This is a genomic window from Vibrio sp. D404a, assembly GCF_030248535.1.
Taxonomy (GTDB): Bacteria; Pseudomonadota; Gammaproteobacteria; order Enterobacterales; family Vibrionaceae; genus Vibrio.
The window spans coordinates 238,314-259,280 of sequence record NZ_JAHGAJ010000019.1; the positions used below are offsets into that span (position 1 = coordinate 238,314).

A 20,967-nucleotide genomic window follows, 5' to 3' on the forward strand; every position below is an offset into this window, starting at 1 on the left:
AGGAGTCTCTATGCTAGATTTTGATGCTTTAAATGCCTACTTGGACAACGACAAAGATGTGATTTTTGCCGTTCTATCCACCTATCAAGAAGACCACGCAAATTCACTAGAAGAGATTCAAGAACAGGTGGCACAACAAGACTGGGGCAAACTGCACTTTACGGTTCATACCTTAAAGGGAATTCTGGTTAGCTTTGGGGAAGAGACAGCCAGTTCTGCACTAGAAAATGTCGAGCAAAACGCCCTCAAAGATATTGCGCCATCAGACGATGATCTCGCAGTAATATACAGTGAAGTTAAGATCATCAATCAACAGATAGAGGATGTGCTAGCGACCTACTGATCACAAAGGCCTCTGGTTATCTTTCATTGGCTACCCTCGTTTTCGACCATCAATAGAATTCGGCTCTCGTTATCTGGCGAGAGCTGAATTGCTTTCCCTTATCCAAGGTAGATGTTTTAGGCAGCTTGAAACGCTTATCTGCAGCAGCTTATTTTATGAATGAGCTTCACAAGCAAAAATGAGAGGGGGAAATACTCGAATTTAGCGTAGTCACGTTAAGAATGTATTTTCATGACAATATTATATTTGATACTTTTATCAATCCCATGGCTTTTATAGGGTTATAACTCTCTCTTAAAAGTTACAGTCCCATCCTAAATTAATACCCTCATCAAATAGTTACCTGTTCCACACTTCATTTAAAATTCACTAAATAAAGTTTCCAATTTTCTGAGTTTATCCTACTGTTTGAATATGCGTGTAGTTGGATGGAACCTGTATGTCTACAAAAACAATATGGAATAACTTGTCAGTTAAACACAAACTCTTCGGCTTAGTACTACTCCCTATCTCCCTGTTACTGTTTCTTGCAGGGCGGCAAGCATACTTCTTAACAGAGCAACTGCATGACTTTGAGAGGACGAACAAGCTAGCTGTATATTTACAAGATATATCAATACTTTATAGAAGCACACTCGCCCCAGATCCAACCAGCTTTGTGGCTCAAAGTGCGCAGGTAAAAGAGGAGCTTCAAACGCTCTCTCCTATCATATTTCGTGACCAATCTGGCGAAGTAAACCAGCTGCTTTCTGACTTCAGTGAAGCCACATTATCGACGATGGAAGCAACCGACAGCTTCGATAAGCTAGACGCAATTGAATGGCAAAGTGACCTCTACAAGCAACTTTTATTGTCCATTGAACGCGTTCCTTTTGAAGTAACCAAACGAGAAATCCAACAACACCTCAATGCACTTCAACAACTGGAGTGGCTTTCATTTTGGTCGAATGAAGAATTTAAACTCAGTACTTCGTTAATTGATATTTTCCAGAATCAGCAAGAATACGATCCAGAGTTGGCTGATCAGATCAAAACGCTCGGCGAGAGACAGCTACTTTTCTTAGAGCGTTTTATTTCTTTGAACGCCAACGAGAACCAAGTAGCACAGATGGTTGAAGTGTTTCGAAATGAAGTCTTCATTCAGAGCCAAGAGATAAGAAGCGCGTTATTTAGTGCTGAGTCTATCAACCAACTGTCACCAGAAGAGATCAATACTGGTTTGATGGCCATGAGCGCAAGGCTCAATTTGTTGCAAGATTTGGGAAACATCATCAAACAAGAGTTTCAGAGCGAAGTAGAGATGGCGATCAGCAACGCCGAGATGCAGAGAACGCTATTTATTAGCCTTGTCGCTCTGTTGGCCGCTGTGGTTATGGGCTTAACCATCAGCCTTGCTCGCCAAGTAACAAACAACCTAGGCTTAATCCTTAGCTTCCTGAAGAGCGAAGATGAACGTAAGCGCCCTTCTCTATCTAAGCTCGTTCAGGGCAAAGATGAACTTAGCCTATTTGCTCAACAAGTCGAAAGGCTGACGATCGAACGAGAGCATGCCAAAGAGCGACTAACCATAGCGAAAGAGGATGCAGAAAAAGCCAAAGACAACGCGATTCAAGCAAGTAAGGCGAAAAGTAGCTTCTTGGCTAACATGTCTCATGAGATTCGTACCCCACTCAACGGCGTCATTGGTATCTCCGAGATTTTATCAGACACGCAACTAACACCAACGCAGCGCGACTATGTAGACACCATCGATACATCGTCTCACCTACTGTTAAGCTTGATTAACGATATTCTCGACTTCTCGAAAATTGAATCTGGGATGCTATTGATTAGCCCTCACTCTGCTTCAATTCGCGAGTCTATTTACGATATCGCTTCGATTGTCTCACCCAAAGCGAAAGAGCAGAAAATTGCCCTCAACGTTAATATCAGTCCAAACACCCCTAGCCGTGTCATGATTGATGACCACCGACTAAGACAAGTCTTAATGAACTTTATGTCGAACGCCGTGAAGTTCACCACTGAGGGTGCAGTTACTCTATCGATCGAAACCTTGGAATCGTCGAACGTCAGCCAACTCAAGCGCACAGAATCGCAAGAGAAATCACACAACAGCGTTACGGTGCGTTTCTCGGTTCGAGACACGGGTATTGGTATCGATGAGCAGCAACAAAAACAGATTTTCGAACCATTTGCGCAAGAAGATGATTCAACAACTCGCCAATTCGGTGGTACAGGTCTTGGCCTAGCCATCAGTACACAACTTGTCGAATTGATGGGTGGTCAGATCCAGCTGGATTCGGTCAAAGGTGAAGGAAGCTGCTTCTACTTCGACCTTGAACTGCCGGTTGATGTCGTCAATGCTAAGCCAAGTACAGCCGATTCAAACATCATTCTAATCAGTGACAATTCCGACCTAACACATCGAATTGAACAAGATTTAGAGCATTTCTCTGTTGCTCTGAATCAAGTATCGAACAGCCCTAATGAGCTTCCGACACTATTGAAGTCAGTCGATAGCAATAAACCAACAACGGTGATCTTCGCAGAAGATGATCACCTTCAGGCCAGTGATTACTCGAAGCCACTTGAAGATGCGAGCGCACAAGGTATCAAAATTTGTCTGGTTCGCTCTTTCCTAAGCGACCCTGCCGATCTCGGCCCAAGTATCACGGCTCAAGTTTCACAGCCTCTGCTTGGATTACGCCTAATTAAGGCGCTGGAGCACTGTGACAGCCAAGGTCAAGCTGAGCGCTCAGAGACTGGGTCGCTGAAACAGTGTGAATCTCAAGTCATTTTGATTGTGGAAGATAACAAGATTAACCAGAAAATCGCAGGACTACACGTTGGTAAGAGTGGTTATATCTTTGAGTTTGCCAACAACGGTCAAGAAGCGGTTGATATGTACACGGCTAACCCACATTACGCTGCCATCTTAATGGACTGTATGATGCCGGTCATGGATGGTTTTGAGGCCACTGGCAACATACGTCGAATCGAAAAAGAGATTAAATCCGAGCGTCGTATCCCTATCATCGCACTGACCGCCAGTGTGATTGATGATGACATTCAGAGATGTTTCGACGTCGGTATGGATGACTACATTCCAAAACCATTTAAGTTTGAGATGCTGAAAGAGAAGGTCATCGCAGCCGTTGAAGCAAGTGCCCCACTCCCTGCAAAAGCGAACGTCCAAACAAAACCAGAGCCGCATGTTGCGACCGTGACGCCAATCAAGACCGCAGCAGAGGCAGCACCTGCGATTCAACCTGTAGAAGAACTCGAAACCATCGCAGCAAAATCAGAGAGAATTCTGTTGGTTGAAGACAATCGTGTAAACCAGAAAGTTGCTTCGGTGATGCTCAAAAAGGCGGGCTACGCCTACGAGATCGCAGACAACGGGCAAATCGCGGTTGATATGTATCGCAAAGACAACAGCTTTGATGTCATCTTGATGGACTGCATGATGCCCGTGAAAGATGGCTTCACCGCAACCCGAGAAATCCGTGAACATGAAGAAAGTTGCGGACTCAATAAAACCCCAATCATCGCACTGACTGCAAGTGTCATCGATGACGATATCCAAAAGTGTTACGACTCAGGTATGGATGGCTATGTAGCCAAACCAGTTCGAAAGGACAAATTGTTCCATCAGATCGAAAGTGCCACCAGCTAGGAGAGCCCAATGAACTGGCGAAACACACTCACAAATTTACAACGCCAAGCGGTTAAACCCGCTGCATTAGGGCTATTTGGCTGTTTACTGCTGATTAACCCTGCACATGCTGTTGGCGAATACGCAATCTTTTCGCTCGATTCAGAGTTTAAAGAGATCACCATAAACAAAGCGAGAAAGCTCTATAGAGGCAAGACAAAACGTCTCAACGGTAAACGTGTCGAGCTCTCTGACTGGCCAGCAAATACCAGTGAACGACAAGATTTTTATCAACTATTGCTAGGTAAAAACACCGCACAAATGAATGCACATTGGGCGAGCCTCTCATTCTCAGGTAAAGCGAGACATCCAAAAGAAATAAAGTCGCCAAACCCACAGAACCTGCTCGATTGGTTAAACGATAAGCCTAACCGTATCGGTTACGCGCCGTTAGATGCCATTCCTCAAGATGCCAATGTGCTTTATGTAATCAGCGCGGAGAAATAACGATGAAAAGAATTATAACGTCAGTATTAGGTTGTGCTCTCGCTTCTCCTACTTTTGCAGTCATTGAGCTCAGCGAAAACTTCTCTCTAAGTGGCTTTGGTTCCACCTCCTGGGCAAAGTCCGACAATGAAACGCTGTTGATGATCAACCGTGGGTTCACCGATGAGAGCTGTTACGACTGTGATACCACATTTGGCCTTCAACTCGATTACTACTATGACGCATTAAGAGCATCAGTCCAGGTGGTTAAGCGTCCGCAAGATGACTGGAGTGATCCGGCACTTGAATGGGCTTACATTGGTTACGAGTTTGATAACTTCGATGTCAGTATTGGCCGTTTACGCCTACCCCTTTTCCTAGCATCGGAATATTACTACGTAGGCCAAGCTTATATGACTGCGAGACCACCTACAGAGGTCTATAACAGCGTGCTAGGTATCACTGCGTTTAACGGTGCTAAGGTCTCTTGGAACTACGATTTAACCGATGAGGCGAGTATACAACTCACCCCTTTCTATGGTGTGAAGGATGAGAATGAGGTCGACTTTAATTCATCCACCAGCATCGAGTTTACTACCAACCGAATGTTTGGCTTGAACATGGTTCTCAGCGGTGAAGACTATCGCTGGAATGCAGCATTCCTTGATTCAAACTTCGACCAACAACTCACGATCACAGGTTTCGGTGCTCTACCTACCGATAAAGACCAACATATCCAAATGTGGTCATTAGGTGCAGAATATGAGTTTGGCCACGCCATCGTCGCAGCAGAAGCACAAACCAATGACTTCTCTTCGTCGCTCTATACAAGCTTTGGTTATCACCTAGGATTATTTACCCCTTACGCTGTCTATGGCGCGCAGTTTGACGACCACGAACATCTCGCAGGTAACAGCTATACATTGGGTGTCGATTATGATGTGCTCCCAAATGTATCACTCAATGGTGAAGTTCAATACTTTGAAGCTAGAGCGTCAACTGCGGCTTTCATCGATACCCCTACAGACAAAGACGCCGTGCTTTACACCGTTATGCTTAGCTTTGTCTTCTAAAGGTTTTGTTTAATACCCTTTCTAGCAAGACTCAATAGATACGCAAAGAGCTCAACCAGGTTGAGCTCTTTTTTATTAGCTAGGGTTAACGCTCTTCTCTTCTAACTGTTTAATGACGTATTCTGGCGCCACCTTGCCAAGCTCCGTTAAACACTCATCACTCTTTTCGTGACCGTATCGAACGTAGATATCACAAACAGCATATAACTGCTCAGGAGCACCTGAAATCATATACGCCTTTTCAAACGATTGAGTCGATTTATCAATGCTTAACGGCTCTTGTAATACACCATTTAGATACCAATAGTAGCTATTGTCCCCCGCCAAGTTGGCTGCTTTCTCTATTTCAAACGCTGCGGCTTTCTTATCCTCTAAACGGACTAGTGTTAGTGATTTTGAATAGTGCAGTGCTGCATCATTTGGCATTTTGTTCAAAGCACGGTCTAGTATCGTTACCGCTTCTTTGTCTTTACCTTGAGCACGATAGTTATCAGCAAAGCTTAACCAAACTTGTGGGTCGTCACTTCGAGTCTTAATAAGCTCGAGGTAGATGGTCTCCGCTTTATCTGCCTGATTATTCCAACGCAATACGTCTGCCAATAACAATTGGTACTCTTGCGTTGGTTGCTGTTCTAAGAAGGAAATCAAAGAAGCCACAGGCGCATCCAATTGCGCTTTTTGCTCAGCGTTCATGGCACTGTAATCACGAACCAAATTAGAGGCTGCACTGTGCTGTACCATTGTCGATTCATCATCTAAGAGTGGTGAAACTAGCGTCCAACGGTGTTCAAACGGATATGGCGCAGCGCCAATGATCGCGGCCTCTCTCACTTCTGAGTTCGGATCCTTTAACCCTCTTGCTACTGCAACTAGTGCGTTCTGGCTAGGATAAGCGCCCAACGCTCGCAGTGCACCAGTTCGATTAGGAATGCTTTGAGACTGGTCTTGAGCCATGTAAGAGAGCTGTTGAATTCGTTGTTGCGGGTCGCTCGATAATTCACCTGTCACATTGGTTGCTGCAGACGCAGGCATTGCAGCTCCGGTTGTGGTTTGACTCATTTCATTCGTCGCTGCAACACTCGAAGCAGAGATCATTAAGGCGATGACAGTCGCTAAACTCTTCTTAATCATAATATGTACCTCGCTTGAGTTAGAATTTGGTTTCAAATGTCGGTTGCTGCTGACGGCGAGCAATCAATGCCGCGTCGCTAAATTTACCGTGAGCAACTCGGTGTCCCATCGCACGTAGAATGTAAGCCATTGACTTATCGACGTGTGAAAAGAACTTATGCCATCCTGCACACAGGTAATTTAAACCTGACTCTCCATCGCGAGTTTTAATGAATCTGTTTTTTGGACACTCACCGTGACAAGCAAACTTGTAATCACACTGCTGACACTGGTTGGTGAGCGTCTTTGATTTTGCGAAGCCGAATGTTTGTTGCGACGGACTGTAGGCCATCTGATCCAACTTCTGGTGGTGGATGTTACCCACCTTGTATTCAGGGTATACGTAGTGGTCACAAGCGAACACATCACCATTCGGCTCCATCGCTAGTCCCTTGCCACAAATCTCGTTTAGGGTACATAACGGGTTCGGACGCCCCATCCAGGTTTCAATGCTCGCTTCAAAGTACTGAACAAACACCTTACCGATGTCGTTTCTTGCCCATTCATCGAATACCGCGATTAAGAAGTTACCCCACGCAAGATCAGAGACACACCACGACTCCATAACAGAATCTTTGTGGCCCGGAATTAACCGCTTATCACCTTGTGTCAGCTGCGCATCAAATTCCGATGTCTGCGGTGCCACAGTTCGGAAACTTTTCTGCTCCACAATTGGTATAAACTGCATCTGCGGTGACTTAACCACATCGCGTAGGAAACGGTAAACCTCTAGAGGGTTTTTACTCGTCATGTTGTTAACGCACGTAAGTGTCGCGAATTTCACGTTGTATTTGTGCAGCAACTCGACCGCAGCCATTACCTGCTTAAAGGTTCCGCGACCTGCTTTATTAGTTCGATAGGTGTTGTGTAGCAACTCAGGACCATCAATACTCAAACCGATGAGGAAATTGTTTTCTGCTAAGAATTGGCACCAATCATCGTTTAGCAGGGTTCCGTTGGTTTGTAGATCGTTAGAGATAACAACACCTTGTGGCTGGTACTTCTTTTGGAGTTCTACGATTTTTTGAAAGTACTCTAAGCCAAGCATTGTTGGCTCACCACCCTGCCATGAGAAGATGATCTCAGGTGTATTCTGACCCTCGATATATTGGCGGATATAGTTTTCTAGTGTTTCGTCGTCCATCTTTGGAGAACAACCTTTTTTGTACTCCAACAAATCCTGCTTACTTAGGTAATAACAGTACGTGCAATCGATGTTGCATGCCGCACCTATTGGTTTCGCCATAACGTGCAGTCGTTTCGAAGCCTTACCGTTATATTGAGGACCTTGAGTAATATGCATGATTCATCTACCTATTTTTAGTATCTGCTCTAATAATAAAACGGCTTGCTACTAGTAGCTCGTTATACCCTTTATAACCAATTGGAATAGCCGAAACGGGTAAAATTACGCCTCTCCCATTCGATAGAGGCTTCCTAATGAAAAGCTTAAATTACAAATACTTAACTACCGCGGGCAGCATCATCATCACTTTGATGGTTTCAGGCTGTGCAACGGCACCTTCTCACCCTGTCGCTCAGAAGATAAATCAAGACATGGTATTGGTTGAAGGTGGAAGTTTCACCATGGGTTCAGACGCTGGTGACGCTAAAAAGTCAGAAAAACCGGCTCGCGAAGTGACTGTAGATAGCTTCTATATTTCCAAATTCGAAGTCACTCAGGAGATCTTTGAATCTGTTATGGGTTCGTCGATGAGTTACTTCCCTAACCCACAAGTGCCTGTTAACAATCTAAGCTGGCAACAAGCCGTCTATTTTGTCGATCAGCTTAATGAATTAACCGGTGAAAATTACCGCCTACCAACGGAAGCAGAATGGGAATTTGCTGCGAAGGGCGGGAATAAAAGTCAGGGATATATCTATAGTGGTTCCAATAACTTAGACGATGTTGCTTGGTATTCAAAAAACTCGAAAAATAATGCTCACCCGGTAGGCTTAAAACAACCGAATGAACTAGGCTTATACGATATGACGGGCAATGTTGGTGAGTTTGTTATTGATGCATTTGATGACACCTACTACCGCTACGCACCTTCTGAGAACCCAAATAATGCGAAACACAGTGACGTTGGGTTATCTCATAAATCGGTTCGTGGAGGCAGCTTTGCTTACGACAGCGACGAATCGGAAAGTTACCGACGCGATTTTGCTAGCCAGTCGATCACCATGTCTGACATGGGCTTGCGTCTTGTTAAAGACAAATAAACGATCGCTTGCTAAACAGTCGCACTGCGCAGCAACACTCGTCATGATTTAACCGCTCGTCTTTGATTTAACCGACAGCTTTTGATTTAACCGATAACTCTAAACATAACCGACAGCTCTTAATAACCAATAGCTTTTAATATAACCGGCAGCTCTCAATAACCAATAGTTATAAAGCAGGCAGACAAGCTCGAAGATTCAAGCTCAGGCCTGCTTATCGTTGTCACTTCAACGTCAGTTTAAAACAATCTATCAAGGGTACTTTATGCAATATGTAAAATTGTCTGGGCTTGCGTTAACGCTGGCCTGTTCCCTTCCAACCTTCGCGTCAGAAAGTAAACCGAGCCTAGTGCTTCAAATCACGGTCGATGGGCTGCGTGCTGATCTTCTCGAAAGGTACAAACATAACTTCGGAGATGGTGGCTTCCGTTATCTGATGGAAGACGGTACCTACTACACCAATGCGCACTACCAACACGGTAATACTGAAACGATTGTTGGTCATGTGTCGTTAGCGACCGGCGCTCCACCGAGCGTTCATGGTATGGTCGGAAATGTTTGGTACGATCGCAGTCAAGAAAGATTGGTTTATAACGTAGAAGATGCCAACTACAACATGCTCACTTCGGGTGCTGGTGTAGACAAAGCGACGGAAATCGACCCGACTCAAAAAGCGGCCGGCGGTGATGGTCGCTCCCCAGAGCCAATTCTATCAACCACATTCAGCGACGAGCTCACGATCTCAAACAGTGGCAAATCCAAGGTGTTTGCGGTGTCCGTAAAAGACCGAGGTGCTATTTCTCTCGCTGGCCACAGCGGTAAAGCGTTCTGGTTCTCTAAAGCGCAGTCTGAGTTTGTGACCAGCAATTACTATTACGACGAGTACCCAGCATGGGTTGATCGTTGGAATGAAAAAGCGATACCTAGCCAGTACTCAAAACAGAAATGGGAGCTATCTCTACCTAGAGACGCTTACACCCTAGAAGAGCATAACCCTGACCATAAAGTGGAACTAGCGGGCTTTCAGCGTACTTTCCCACATCCTTATGGTCCAGCAAGTTACAAGTACTACAGCACCATGCTAACAGTCAGTCCTGCTGGTGATGAGATTACTGAAAACTTTGCGACAACATTGTTGATGCAAGAAAAACTGGGCCAAGGCACTGCCACAGATTATCTATCGGTGAGTTTTTCATCCAATGATTACGTGATTCACCTCTATGGGCCAGAGAGCTTAGAGGCGGAAGATAACTTGATACGTCTTGATAGAACGTTGGCGAAGCTGTTCCAAAACGTCGACAACCAAGTGGGCTTAGAAAACACCTTGATTGTGCTTTCAGCGGATCATGGCGTTCCTGAAGCATCACCTGCGGCCAACGCATTGGGCTTCAATCAAGCGCAGTATTTCAACAAAGAGACGCTGTTATCACAAGGTGTCGAGAAGCGACTAAAAGAGGAGTTTGGCTTAGGCAGAGATGCAATCCGACTCTATGCTCAGCCATACGTTTATCTCAATCATGATCTTATCAAAGAGAAAAAGGTCGACTTAGCTCAGGTTCAAGCTGCGATCGCCGATGAGGTTTCTAAAGTTGAAGGTGTCGCCTATGCAGTGTCTAGTACCGATATAGCGACGAATCGCGTTCCCGACACACACATCATGGATCTCATCAAAAATAACTACCACCCGGCTCGCTCTGGCGATGTTTACATCGTGTTTGCACCACGCAGTTATATCAATGATATGGAAGGGTTACAGATCGCCTCTACTCACGGTTCTCCGTGGCGTTATGACACACATGTTCCTGTGATCTTTGCGGGCTATGACGTTCAAGGCAAAAAGGTAACGCGCGGTATTACTCCGTATGATATCGCCCCTACTTTATCCAACAAGCTCGGTATCACACAGCCTAGTGGTTCGGTGGGTGAAGTGCTTGAAGAGGTTGCCAATTAAACGCACCTCCCTATAACTCTAAAAATAAGCCGTTTACTGATGCTTAAACAAGCAGACAGATAAACGGCTCTTTTGTTTTCTAAATTCGAATCAGGCAGCTTAGTGCTTTCCTGAGTAACGGAACGCCTCTTCGGTCAGTTTATTCAGCTGGTCATCATTCATTTTATTATGTACAACCGTAATACGTCCCAAATACACCAAAGGTACTTCGGATTCTCTTTGCTCTAGGTGAAACTTAATCGCTTCAGCTGTCGCAACGCCTAGGTCATCACTCATTCGCATTGGTGTCGCATCTAACTCGTCCGAGCGAATCTTTTCAATCTCTTTTGAAGTTCCACCCCAACCTGTCACGTAGACGTCTGATAGTTTATCGGCATCATTCAGTGCATCAATCGCGCCCATAGTCATGGCGGTATTGGCGTTGTGTACCATCGTCACTTCAGGGAAGTTACCAAGTATCAAACGAATCCCGTCTGCTCCGCCAATTTTCTGATATTGGCCAAAGTGCTCATAAACCGTTAACCAATTGCCCTTCTCTTCCACACAATTAATGAAGCCTTCTGAACGTTGTGTATCTGTAATACCGGGGATTCCACGGTTGGCTGAGAACTCAACATCATTGCCCAGTTCTTTAAGCACATGGTCGCACAATACTTCCGCGCCCATCGCACTTGAGAAATCAAACCAACTGTCGGGTTGATGTGCCCACTGCTCGTTCGGTGTATGGAACGCCCAAATAAAAGTTTTGAACGACTCTGAGGCTGATAACCTCTGAATATTGTCAGCTTGAATACCCAACTCAGACGGGCCAAAGATTACAAAGTCGTAAGGTGTTTCAGCAGTGAGTACCTGATCAATATATTGGGTCTGTAACGAGTGCTCAATCTGTTTCGAGGTAAATTGGTCAATCTCAAACGGCAGCTCTAAAGCCAGAAGACGCTCTTTTAACGCCACGTAGTTGCGTATCCAAAAGTCGGAAATATCGGCACTTGGGTAAATTAACGCAATTCGCACTGGTTTTTCTACGGTCATCGGTGCCAAAGATACCGGCTCACCGCTTACAGTTTCTTGAAACTTATCCAGTTTTTTAAGATCTGCCTCGCTCCTAACCCCATCTGCATTAGCGATCAAAGGAAGCAACGAACAGGCAGTAAGTAGGATCGAAAAGACATTTTTATAAATCTGACCCGGCATAAATGTTACCAAAAGTTTGAATGTTTATTGACAATATTATAAATATAGAGCCGATATATTTTAAAGCCTTTTATAAACACCATGAATAAAATGTTAAATTTTGCGAGTTTGATACTTGCCAGTCACTGCTTGTCGCCCTGTTTTGCGAATACCACAGAACAAGAATTCTTCGAATACGCGGAAGAGAAAGTGATGCGTGCAGTGTCGAGCCAACAACATTGGGATGGACCAACTCAAGGGCCTAAAGTGCGCCATGAGAAAAATGTCATCTTCGTTGCCTCAGATCTCCGCAATGGTGGTGTTTATGGTGTGGGTCGAGGAATATCAGAAGCCATATCTAACATCAACTGGCACCTCAGATTCATCGATGGTTTAGGATCAGAGGTTCGACAAGGCGCTGCAATTAGAAAGGCAATAAGCTTTAAACCAGACGCCATTGTCTTGGGCGGCATTGATGCGGTTCGCCACAAGCAGATCTTAAAACAAGCGGAAGACCTAGGCATCGTTGTCATTGGATGGCATGCCACCGAGTTTGTCGGAGGAAACCCTGAAATTGGCTTGTACACCAATATCACGACCGACCCACTGGATGTCGCCGAAGTTGCCGCATTACTGGCCATCGTCAACTCCAATGGTCAAGCTAAAACCGTGGTGTTTACCGACCCTAATTACGAAATCGCGATGATCAAGGCCAACGCGATGGTGGAAACCATTAAACGATGCAATACATGCGATGTCCTTGAGCTGCACTATTTACCCCTAGACGAAATCGCAGAGCAAATGCCTGCAACACTGCAAACACTAGAGAAAAAACACGGCGAGAAAATTACCCATCTTTTAGCGATTAATGATCTCTACATCGATTACGCCATCCCCTCTCTGGAGTCTAGTGTCGAACAGCACAGATTAATCCCCAATAACATATCAGCCGGTGATGGCAGTAAGGCCGCATACAAACGGATTAATAGCGGTCAATTTCAACTCGCCACCGTACCTGAGCCTCTGTACCTGCAAGGTTGGCAAATTGTCGATGAGCTCAACCGAGCCTTTAATGGTATGCCTCCGAGTGGATACTCGGCCCCAGTGCACTTAGTAACACCTGACAATGTTGCAGAACTCATTAGCCAAGCAGACAACGGGATCTACGACCCTGAAAATGGCTATCGTGACGCCTATCTGAAAATTTGGAAGCCTTAATGAAATTACATCAGATAAACATCACTCAGCGACTCATTCTAACCAACCTTGTCTCGCTACTCATTGTGAGTCTAGCGGTTATTGTTGTTATTCGTTCGCTCTATTATGTTGAGTCGACACTCAAAACTGAAACCTCTACCCATGTATCAGAACTGATCGTCAATTCAGAGATTAGCCGTCGTGTTTTCACTCTGACATCGAGAGTAAAGCTGTTAGAGCAGACATTCTTATTCAGTGAAACCACACTTTCCGAAGAGGCATTCAATGTCGATCTGCAGCTACAAAGGCTAAGAGACCTGTCTACCAATGACGGTTTCTCAAATAAGATCGACGCCTTCATCGATAACTTCCATCGTTTTCTTGGGAGCTCACTTGCGCTTAACCGGATTTTAAAGCAGACCAACCAGATCGATGTGACCCTAGCCGATCAACTTGATCAGCTTGAATTCGCCATCGCGGATAGCAAGCTTAGACATTTGGAAAGACCAGAAATCATCAGCTATAACAATGAACTCGATCTGTTCAACATGCTAAGGGAGTCCTTTTTAACCTCAGGTAAAATGATTGGCGATATTCATAGTCGTATTACGCCAGAAACAGAGAAAGTACTGATCATCGAGGTTGAGAAAGAACTCGATATCTTCCTGTTGCACTTAGAAAACGTAGATATTCAAACACCTGAGGTTATTGCTCAGAAGCAAAAGATTGCCCGCACAGTGAAGCGATACAATGCAGCACTAAAGCGTATTCGTGCCAACCTAGAGCAACGTTGGATAGTGATGGCCTCCTTGTTAGAGGCGCAAAGCGATCTACTGGAAATGGTGGAAAAAACCGAATCTCGCGTTCAGAGCCAAGCGCTAGCACTCACCGACCAATTGGAAAAAGAGATTGGATACTCTCGATTTAACGCCATCATCATCAGCCTATCCGCTGTTTTGTTATCCATGCTTCTCGTAAGTCGTGTGGTAAGACACCACATCCAACAACCTCTAAATGCCCTGAAGTATGGCTTTGACCGCCTAGAATCCAGCAGTCTCAAAAAGCCGATCAACTTGGGCAGAACTGATGAGTGGTCTCACTTGGAAAAGGCCTATAATGATATGGCCTTGAGGCTTTCCAAAGCCTATTTGGATCTCACCGAAGAGAAGAAGAACTTCGACTTTCTTGCTCATCACGATCCATTAACAGGCTTAGCTAACCGTTTATTGGCGACTAAATTCTTAGACCAAGAGATCAGGCAGTCTAACGAAACCAAGTCCCCTTTCTTGCTGTTTTACCTCGATATCGATGAGTTTAAAACCATCAACGACTCATTGGGTCACGCGCCCGGCGACGATCTGTTAGTGAGTGTCGCTGACATCTTAACCAACGTTGTCGCGGGTCGAGGTTTCGTGGCACGGATGGGCGGAGATGAGTTCTTGGTCGTCTACTCAAATGTCGAGCTAGAGCAGAGCTGCGCGATCGCCGAACGACTAAACCAAGCGCTCAGAAAGCCCTACTACATCGAAAACAACTCTATCATTGTGTCAGCAAGTATTGGTATTTGTGAGTACCCGACTCACGGCTCTGACCGTGAAACCTTAATTCGTAATGCTGATACCGCAATGTACCACGCTAAACGAAATGGAAGAGATCAATACCGAGTTTATGCAGACAAGATGACCCACGAGGTTAACGACCTCATTGAAACCAACATGGGCCTGCACAAAGCGATTGCTAACGATGAACTAGAGGTCTTTTTCCAACCCAAATTGGACCTCAATACTCAAGAGATTATCGGAGCAGAAGCACTGGTTCGCTGGCGACACCCTAAATTGGGCTTATTGCCACCTGTTGACTTTATGGAAGTCGCTGAAAAAAGTGACCTGATTATCGATATTGATAAATGGGTATTCAAAAAAGTCGCTAACTTGATCACCGACTGGCAGCGTGCAGGCATTGACCTACAAGGCGTGATGTTCTCTGTTAACTTCTCAGCGAGAATGTTCTACAAAACCGACCTTGCTGAACAACTGCAAGAGATCCTTGATCAAACCGATTGTAAGCCTCATCAGCTACTTCTTGAGATAACCGAAAGAGATATGATGCGCGACTTTGAAACCTGTTCTCGAACCATTGAGATGCTGCACTCCAAAGGCTACAAAATCGCGATTGATGATTTTGGTACCGGTTACTCTTCACTTTCGGTACTGAAGAACTTATCTGCTGATTGCGTGAAACTTGATCGCAGCTTCGTGAAAGATATTAACTCGTCAAAGGTCGATTATGAAATCAGCTGTGCCATTCTAAAACTTGCACAAATTCTCGACTTCTCGGTGATAGCTGAAGGCTTGGAAACGCCGTGTCACGTGAAGACCCTGCGTCAAATAGGCTGTCGATATGCACAAGGCTATTTCTTTGCTCGTCCACTACCGGTTGATGATTGGCTAGATTACTTCTTGGCGCACCGTGAACAGTCACCCAAACAGCTTTCCATATACTGATGTATCTTTAGTCTGGTTTGGGTAGATTGGATTTGCTTTAGATTGAGAGCTATCGTCGAAACGGATAGCTCTCGGCTAGGTAGATACTTACTTCTTAGGTAGACATTTAATCTTAGACAGATAGCTCTTTAGCGGCTGCCTTCATTTTAGATCGCAACCACTTATGGCTTGGCTCATTGGTACGACTTGGGTGCCAAATCATACACATATCCAGATCTTCTAGCTCAAATGGTAGTGGCAAAGTTTTAAGCTTGTATTTATTTCCAAAACAGCGCACCGATGACATAGGCAACATACCAATATAGTCTGAACTCTCAATCACAGGCATCATTTCCACGACCCCAGCAGCACGATAAACGATACGACGCTTTTCGAGCTCTTGAGAGTCCTCTGCACTTAATAAGCTTTTACGAGCATGCCAGCGAGAAACAACCACATGATCATGGGTTAAGAACTCTTCAATATCCATACTGTCGCCAATAGTTGGGTGACCTTCACGGCATACCACGACCAATTCCTCGGTAGAGATCACCTCATGCTTAAGCATGGTTCGCCCTCTTGGGGTCATATCGATAATGAGATCATGTCGTTGTAAGCGTAGATCCGACTCATAATCTTCGGTGAACAAAGGGTGAACCTCTAACGCAATATTGGGTGCAGTCTGGCTGATTAGGTTCATCAACTTAGGCATCAGTTCATAACTAGCCGCTGACACGCAAGCAATGGAAAAGATGCGATTGGATGTCTTAGGGTCAAAATCTCTTGAAGCCGAAAGTGTAGAGGTGAAGTTTTTCAGCGCAGCTGACATGGCTGGATAGATATCAGAAGCGAAAGCCGTCGGTTCCACACCCGATGTAGTGCGATGGAATAGCGGTTCGTCATAGATATCTCTGAGTTTGGCTAACGCCTTGCTCACTGCAGGTTGGCTGATGTCCATGCGAGCTGCCGCTTTAGACAGATTCTGCTCTTCATAAATAGCGACAAAAATGGGAATTAGGTTCAGTTCGGTACTTTTCATAGAGTTCCAAATTAGCTAAGCAAACTCTTGTTCAGCAAGAGTCTGCAAATATCATCGAATAATCCTAGTTGATTCAGATGCATAACACCGCGATACAGCACACGCTATCGCGATTTTCGGTCTAAATCTGGTAGTGCTTTCGGGAAATAACGGCGCCACCAAGGTTGTTGGTTGTCACTGTCCCGAGTTTTTTTTACCACCTGCCATACATGCTCAAGTAATTTAGGGTCTTGGCTTCCTTGTTGAAACTCAGTGTTCGCTTGGTGCCAATTCTCGTTTGAGGAACATTTATCTAGCTCTAACAGTGAAGCGTTCCCCCTAAGTTGGCGATAAACAAAACCTCGAATTTTCGACCAATCCCCTTCCTTCACAACACGACGAAATGCCAGCCATGTTGGTGTAGGGCGACTTTGATAATAACGCTTTAATGCCAAAGCGCTCACTACCATCGCGGCCAGCAAGGCAATCACCACGATCAAAGTGGTCGAGTAGGCTTTTATAAATGACTTAAATGTATGTTTTGCACTGAAAGTGACCGAATCGAGCACCACAGTTTCTAAACGCTGTTCTTTGGTATTCCACCACTGAAACGTCAGTTCTGGTAGTGTGAAATCACCACCCTGCTGTATCACATACACAGACTCTTCAACTCGCTCAGAACGGTAATCTCCTCGCTCTTGTGTGTCATTCAATTTATGCGGCTGAGGATAAGCTTGATATTGAGCTGTGGACTCATTTTCTAGCAAGTTTGGCAGCAGTACCGACAAGCTATCTTGTGCCTTGATGCTGATCGTTCGAGTGATCGCATCTCCCACCTTCAAATTGTCATTGGATTGCTGCCACTGTTCATCGACATCAACACTGGTTGCGCTGAACCATTGTGTATCTTCGGTCAATAAGCCCGATGGCAGCTGCGTTTTGAACTTGATCGGTTGTGTATAGAGCGTACCGCTGACTTTTTCACCATCTTCCGCAGACACTTGCACACGTACTGGAAGCCGAGGGATAACAAATTCACCACTCTTTTGTGGGTATAAGGTGATTTCCCAACGTTGACGTGACCAAGTCTCACCATTTTTACGTGCTGTATAGTTGGTCGCCAAGGTGTTTCTTTGCTTAGCGATCACATCTGTCATTTCAACATTGCCAATGCGAGTACCGCCAGTAAACCAACGTGGCGTTGCTACCTCAACGGTCAATACCACCTGTTCATTAACACTGAATACCGGCGTCTTGCTCTTTTCGCTATTGGCTTGGTTAGGTTGCTCACCCACCCAAGCAAGCAACTCGACTTTTCCTTGCCTTTGCATCGCATTAATATCATTAGCCATGACAACACCAGGACTCATGCTCAGAACGAACAGAGTTGCCATCATCACGTAGTTTGATTTCTGTGTCAGATGACGTTTGATACTATGAAGCAGAGATTTAATCATTGCTGCTCTCCTACTCAACATCTATTTGCGGCTCTCTTAACTGGATCTGAAACTTCGCTTTTAGGAAATACTTCGGATCCGCTTCCACTCTCTTCAACCATTTATCTGCTAGCTCTTGGCTACCTAGTATTTCATTGGCATTTAATGTCTCTTTTAACATCAACTCAGCCGCCGTTTCCTCTTCAGCCCCATCACCCGTTCTCGGTTTATCTTCGTCCAGCTCAAACGACTCTTCTGGGCCATCTGTTGTTCCAGATTGGCTTTCACTCATGCGATTCACTTCTTCTACAATGCCATTAAACACGGCAAGGTTGTGTTCGACTTGAGCCGCTAACTCAGCGTCTAGGTCTGGCTTCTCTAACAAGGCTTTGAGCAAATCTCTCGCCGCAAGGTATTCTCTTTGACGAGCAAGAGCCGTGGCTGAATAGTACACACCCAGATCCGTTTTGGTTTGTAAGAATGCGCTATGAGCGAGCTTGAATTCGCGCGCGTAATAGTAAGCCACACCTTTGCGCAGTGGATCTTGAAAGTGTTTCGCTGCCTCAAGGTACTCTTGTTGATTGAGTAGCCTTTGACCTTGTTGATCGGGCGTTAGCCACAAGTCCCACCACCATTGGGAAGCCTTATCCCAAACGGTAACTTCCTGCACTTCCACCGGTTTCTCAGCGGTTAGCTTAACGGGCTCTGCCAAGGTTGGCTGCGAGTACAATGACCCAGTGACCAAGACACAGACCACACACCACTGCACTAGCCAACCTTTGCGGAACCACAGCAGCATGATTAAAGCGATTGGAAACAGTAATCCATAGCCCATATCCTTCCATGGCATGACAGACTCACCATTAAGCTGCATGTTTCTTTCAACAGCGCGATTTAAGGCTAGAATATCGGCATCATCCACCGTGACTTCAATAACACGTCCATTGGTCGCACTCGCCAGATCGTTCAGTGCGGCAAGATCGACGGGATTATCACTAACGATGTTGCGATTACCTGCTGCAAGAATTAAAAGTTGATAAGGTTTATCCTCAAAAAACGTTTCATACGCTTTTATTGTTGCTGGGTTAACACCATCTGTTACGAGCAAGACTGTCGAGCCCGGCTCCCCCCCTAATTGTTGGTCGATAAGCGGTAGCGCTGTCTCAGCTATTTTACCTTCAACCGGCATGATCTCGGGGGTAATCGCTGCCAAGAAAGGTTCGAACACTTTGCTGTCTTGCGTAACAGGCATTGCAACGTGAGCGCTACCGGAGTAGACAACTAACCCTGTATTACCACCATTTCTCGCAGCCAGTAAATCGCGAATCTTTTGCTTGGAGCGCTCCAATCGACTCGGTGGAAGATCTTTGAGCAACATGGTTTCACTGTTGTCCAGCACCACCAACATAGAGGCTTTATCTTCACCAAAAGGCGAAGCCTCCCTTTGCCATGTTGGACCTGCACAAATCAATATCGCAATCGCGACAATCACCATCAGTAGTTTCAAGGGTAACTGTTTACGCCAGCCACGCTCCCCAATGGTTAGTGCCTTGCGTAGGTGCTCAGGTAATACGTCTTTCCAACTCGGTTTTGTCTCTTCGCGCCAACGCAACCAGAGTAAGAAGAACATCGGGATGAACGCGAGTAGCCACAGCGGGCGAATAAAATGAAACTGAGTAAAGACCTGCTCCAAGACCAGAGAATCAAACATTATGTTCTCCTTGTTTCGAAGGTTGAGTCGAAGCCTTTGGCTGCTTCACTCTTCTTAATAGGTTTCTGCGACGTATGGTTGCCGCACTAAAGGCCGTGAGATACATAACAACAACGATCGCCATTAGATAGTGGTGAATGGTTTGCTTAGGACGGTAGGTTGTACTCTCATAAAGCTGAGGCTCGAGTTCACCAATTTCCACGTAGGCTCCTTGCAACTCGTCTCGATTCAGTGCCTCAAACGCGCTTCCTCCTGACTCTTCGGCTATGCGACGAATGGTTTCCATATCCAGTGCCAGCTCGCCAACAGTTTGAGGATCGCCCATCGCAATCACATGGATACGTACACCTTTAGCCTTCGCCACTTTGGCAGCATCAATCGGCTCTACAAAACTTCCAGTGTCGTTGCCGTCTGTCAGCACGATCACTACTTTTTCTCGTTCTTGCTCAGGCGCTTGATCGCTCAAAGCATCACGTTGATTGTGGCTCTGCTCGAAAACCTTAATTGCAAGGCCAATCGCATCGCCTAAATGGGTGCTTTGCCCCGCCATAGCAACATCCGTCTGGTTCAATAGTTCTAGCCACACACTTTGGTCTGCGGTAAATGGCGTTTGAACGAACGCAGCATCACCAAATAGGATCAATCCTAGGCGGTCGCCTTCTCGCGTTTTCGCAAAATCAGATAGCACCTCTTTGGTTGCATCAAGACGCGAGATTCTCTCTCCGGCTTTCGAGGTAAAATCCTCTTCAGCCATAGAGCCAGACAAGTCGACAACCACCATAACGTCACGACCGAACTGCTCGCGAGTTTGCGGCTCTCCAAGAATGGTCGGTTTCGCCAACGCGCACACAACTAAGATCCAAGTAACAATGAGAGTCACGCGCTGCCACCAGCTTGGTGTAAGTTGGCTTGCGCCTTCTGAAGGTGTCTCACCAATCGCATCAACAAGATCGCGAAAGAACGGCACCTTAATCGCCATCTGCTTGGTTCGGTAAGCGGGAACCGCAAAATAGACCAGAAATGGCAGAGGCAGAATCATCAACCA

The 20,967-nt window shown here is 45.5% G+C and carries 14 protein-coding genes and 2 pseudogenes; 9 read left to right on the forward strand and 7 right to left on the reverse strand.

Translation table 11 applies throughout. The features are described from left to right. Positions 1–10 precede the first annotated feature (10 nt). The 5 genes and pseudogenes from KI655_RS12755 (at position 11) to KI655_RS12770 (ending at position 5,557) form a co-directional block, all read left to right on the forward strand. On the forward strand, positions 11–343 hold the full coding sequence (locus KI655_RS12755; protein WP_285405487.1) for an Hpt domain-containing protein: 333 nt from the start codon (positions 11–13) through the stop codon (positions 341–343). Positions 344–782: 439 nt separating this feature from the next. Continuing rightward, positions 783–2,787, forward strand: a pseudogene (locus KI655_RS24160) (ATP-binding protein); the annotation flags it as partial. A gap of 74 nt (positions 2,788–2,861) precedes the next feature. Continuing rightward, positions 2,862–4,019 (forward strand): annotated as a pseudogene (locus tag KI655_RS24165) (response regulator); the annotation flags it as partial. A gap of 9 nt (positions 4,020–4,028) precedes the next feature. Continuing rightward, the gene (locus KI655_RS12765) at positions 4,029–4,505 is read left to right on the forward strand and encodes a hypothetical protein (RefSeq protein ID WP_285405491.1); all 477 of its coding nucleotides are present in this window, start codon (positions 4,029–4,031) and stop codon (positions 4,503–4,505) included. A gap of 2 nt (positions 4,506–4,507) precedes the next feature. Next, the gene (locus KI655_RS12770) at positions 4,508–5,557 is read left to right on the forward strand and encodes a porin (RefSeq protein WP_285405493.1); all 1,050 of its coding nucleotides are present in this window, start codon (positions 4,508–4,510) and stop codon (positions 5,555–5,557) included. Between the two features lie 75 nt (positions 5,558–5,632). Here the strand turns inward: KI655_RS12770 and KI655_RS12775 are convergent, their stop codons facing one another. Further along, the gene (locus KI655_RS12775; RefSeq protein ID WP_373417265.1) at positions 5,633–6,589 is read right to left on the reverse strand and encodes a hypothetical protein; all 957 of its coding nucleotides are present in this window, start codon (positions 6,587–6,589) and stop codon (positions 5,633–5,635) included. 118 nt (positions 6,590–6,707) lie between these two features. Next, positions 6,708–8,030, reverse strand: a complete 1,323-nt coding sequence (locus tag KI655_RS12780; RefSeq protein ID WP_285405496.1) for an anaerobic sulfatase maturase — start codon at positions 8,028–8,030, stop codon at positions 6,708–6,710. A 137-nt stretch (positions 8,031–8,167) separates the two neighbouring features. Here KI655_RS12780 and KI655_RS12785 point away from each other — a divergent pair, with 137 nt between their 5' ends. Both KI655_RS12785 and KI655_RS12790 read left to right on the forward strand, forming a co-directional pair. After that, a complete protein-coding gene (locus KI655_RS12785) occupies positions 8,168–8,953 on the forward strand; it encodes an SUMF1/EgtB/PvdO family nonheme iron enzyme (protein ID WP_285405498.1) in 786 nt (261 codons plus the stop codon). 265 nt (positions 8,954–9,218) lie between these two features. Beyond that, positions 9,219–10,904: an alkaline phosphatase family protein gene (locus tag KI655_RS12790; RefSeq protein ID WP_285405500.1), complete on the forward strand. Its 1,686-nt coding sequence runs from the start codon at positions 9,219–9,221 to the stop codon at positions 10,902–10,904. A gap of 99 nt (positions 10,905–11,003) precedes the next feature. On the opposite strand, the gene KI655_RS12795 is transcribed toward KI655_RS12790, so the two are convergent. Next, entirely contained in the window at positions 11,004–12,098 is a 1,095-nt protein-coding gene (locus KI655_RS12795) for a substrate-binding domain-containing protein (protein WP_285405502.1), read from the reverse strand. An 81-nt stretch (positions 12,099–12,179) separates the two neighbouring features. Here KI655_RS12795 and KI655_RS12800 point away from each other — a divergent pair, with 81 nt between their 5' ends. Both KI655_RS12800 and KI655_RS12805 read left to right on the forward strand, forming a co-directional pair. Further along, on the forward strand, positions 12,180–13,295 hold the full coding sequence (locus KI655_RS12800) for a substrate-binding domain-containing protein (RefSeq protein WP_285405504.1): 1,116 nt from the start codon (positions 12,180–12,182) through the stop codon (positions 13,293–13,295). Then, positions 13,295–15,778, forward strand: a complete 2,484-nt coding sequence (locus KI655_RS12805; protein WP_285405506.1) for an EAL domain-containing protein — start codon at positions 13,295–13,297, stop codon at positions 15,776–15,778. The genes KI655_RS12800 and KI655_RS12805 overlap by 1 nt, the downstream gene beginning before the upstream one ends. A gap of 112 nt (positions 15,779–15,890) precedes the next feature. Here KI655_RS12805 and KI655_RS12810 read toward each other — a convergent pair whose 3' ends face one another. The 4 genes from KI655_RS12810 to KI655_RS12825 all read right to left on the reverse strand — a co-directional run bounded on the left by KI655_RS12810 (position 15,891) and on the right by KI655_RS12825 (position 20,961). Continuing rightward, positions 15,891–16,796, reverse strand: coding sequence for a LysR family transcriptional regulator (locus KI655_RS12810; RefSeq protein ID WP_285405508.1), 906 nt, complete (start codon positions 16,794–16,796; stop codon positions 15,891–15,893). 104 nt (positions 16,797–16,900) lie between these two features. Beyond that, positions 16,901–18,232, reverse strand: a complete 1,332-nt coding sequence (locus KI655_RS12815) for a BatD family protein (protein WP_373417256.1) — start codon at positions 18,230–18,232, stop codon at positions 16,901–16,903. A gap of 10 nt (positions 18,233–18,242) precedes the next feature. Beyond that, on the reverse strand, positions 18,243–19,922 hold the full coding sequence (locus KI655_RS12820) for a VWA domain-containing protein (protein ID WP_285405509.1): 1,680 nt from the start codon (positions 19,920–19,922) through the stop codon (positions 18,243–18,245). Continuing rightward, a complete protein-coding gene (locus KI655_RS12825; RefSeq protein WP_306416303.1) occupies positions 19,915–20,961 on the reverse strand; it encodes a VWA domain-containing protein in 1,047 nt (348 codons plus the stop codon). Before KI655_RS12825 ends, KI655_RS12820 begins: the two co-directional genes overlap by 8 nt. Between the last annotated feature and the right edge of the window lie 6 nt (positions 20,962–20,967).

Coding starts and splice junctions, on each gene's coding strand:
- KI655_RS12780 (WP_285405496.1), bottom strand. CDS start 8,030: ATGCATATTACTCAAGGTCCTCAATATAACGGTAAGGCTTCGAAACGA.
- KI655_RS12805 (WP_285405506.1), top strand. CDS start 13,295: ATGAAATTACATCAGATAAACATCACTCAGCGACTCATTCTAACCAAC.
- KI655_RS12775 (WP_373417265.1), bottom strand. CDS start 6,589: ATGCCTGCGTCTGCAGCAACCAATGTGACAGGTGAATTATCGAGCGAC.
- KI655_RS12825 (WP_306416303.1), bottom strand. CDS start 20,961: ATGATTCTGCCTCTGCCATTTCTGGTCTATTTTGCGGTTCCCGCTTAC.
- KI655_RS12770 (WP_285405493.1), top strand. CDS start 4,508: ATGAAAAGAATTATAACGTCAGTATTAGGTTGTGCTCTCGCTTCTCCT.
- KI655_RS12820 (WP_285405509.1), bottom strand. CDS start 19,922: ATGTTTGATTCTCTGGTCTTGGAGCAGGTCTTTACTCAGTTTCATTTT.
- KI655_RS12755 (WP_285405487.1), top strand. CDS start 11: ATGCTAGATTTTGATGCTTTAAATGCCTACTTGGACAACGACAAAGAT.
- KI655_RS12815 (WP_373417256.1), bottom strand. CDS start 18,232: ATGATTAAATCTCTGCTTCATAGTATCAAACGTCATCTGACACAGAAA.
- KI655_RS12790 (WP_285405500.1), top strand. CDS start 9,219: ATGCAATATGTAAAATTGTCTGGGCTTGCGTTAACGCTGGCCTGTTCC.
- KI655_RS12800 (WP_285405504.1), top strand. CDS start 12,180: ATGAATAAAATGTTAAATTTTGCGAGTTTGATACTTGCCAGTCACTGC.
- KI655_RS12810 (WP_285405508.1), bottom strand. CDS start 16,796: ATGAAAAGTACCGAACTGAACCTAATTCCCATTTTTGTCGCTATTTAT.
- KI655_RS12795 (WP_285405502.1), bottom strand. CDS start 12,098: ATGCCGGGTCAGATTTATAAAAATGTCTTTTCGATCCTACTTACTGCC.
- KI655_RS12785 (WP_285405498.1), top strand. CDS start 8,168: ATGAAAAGCTTAAATTACAAATACTTAACTACCGCGGGCAGCATCATC.
- KI655_RS12765 (WP_285405491.1), top strand. CDS start 4,029: ATGAACTGGCGAAACACACTCACAAATTTACAACGCCAAGCGGTTAAA.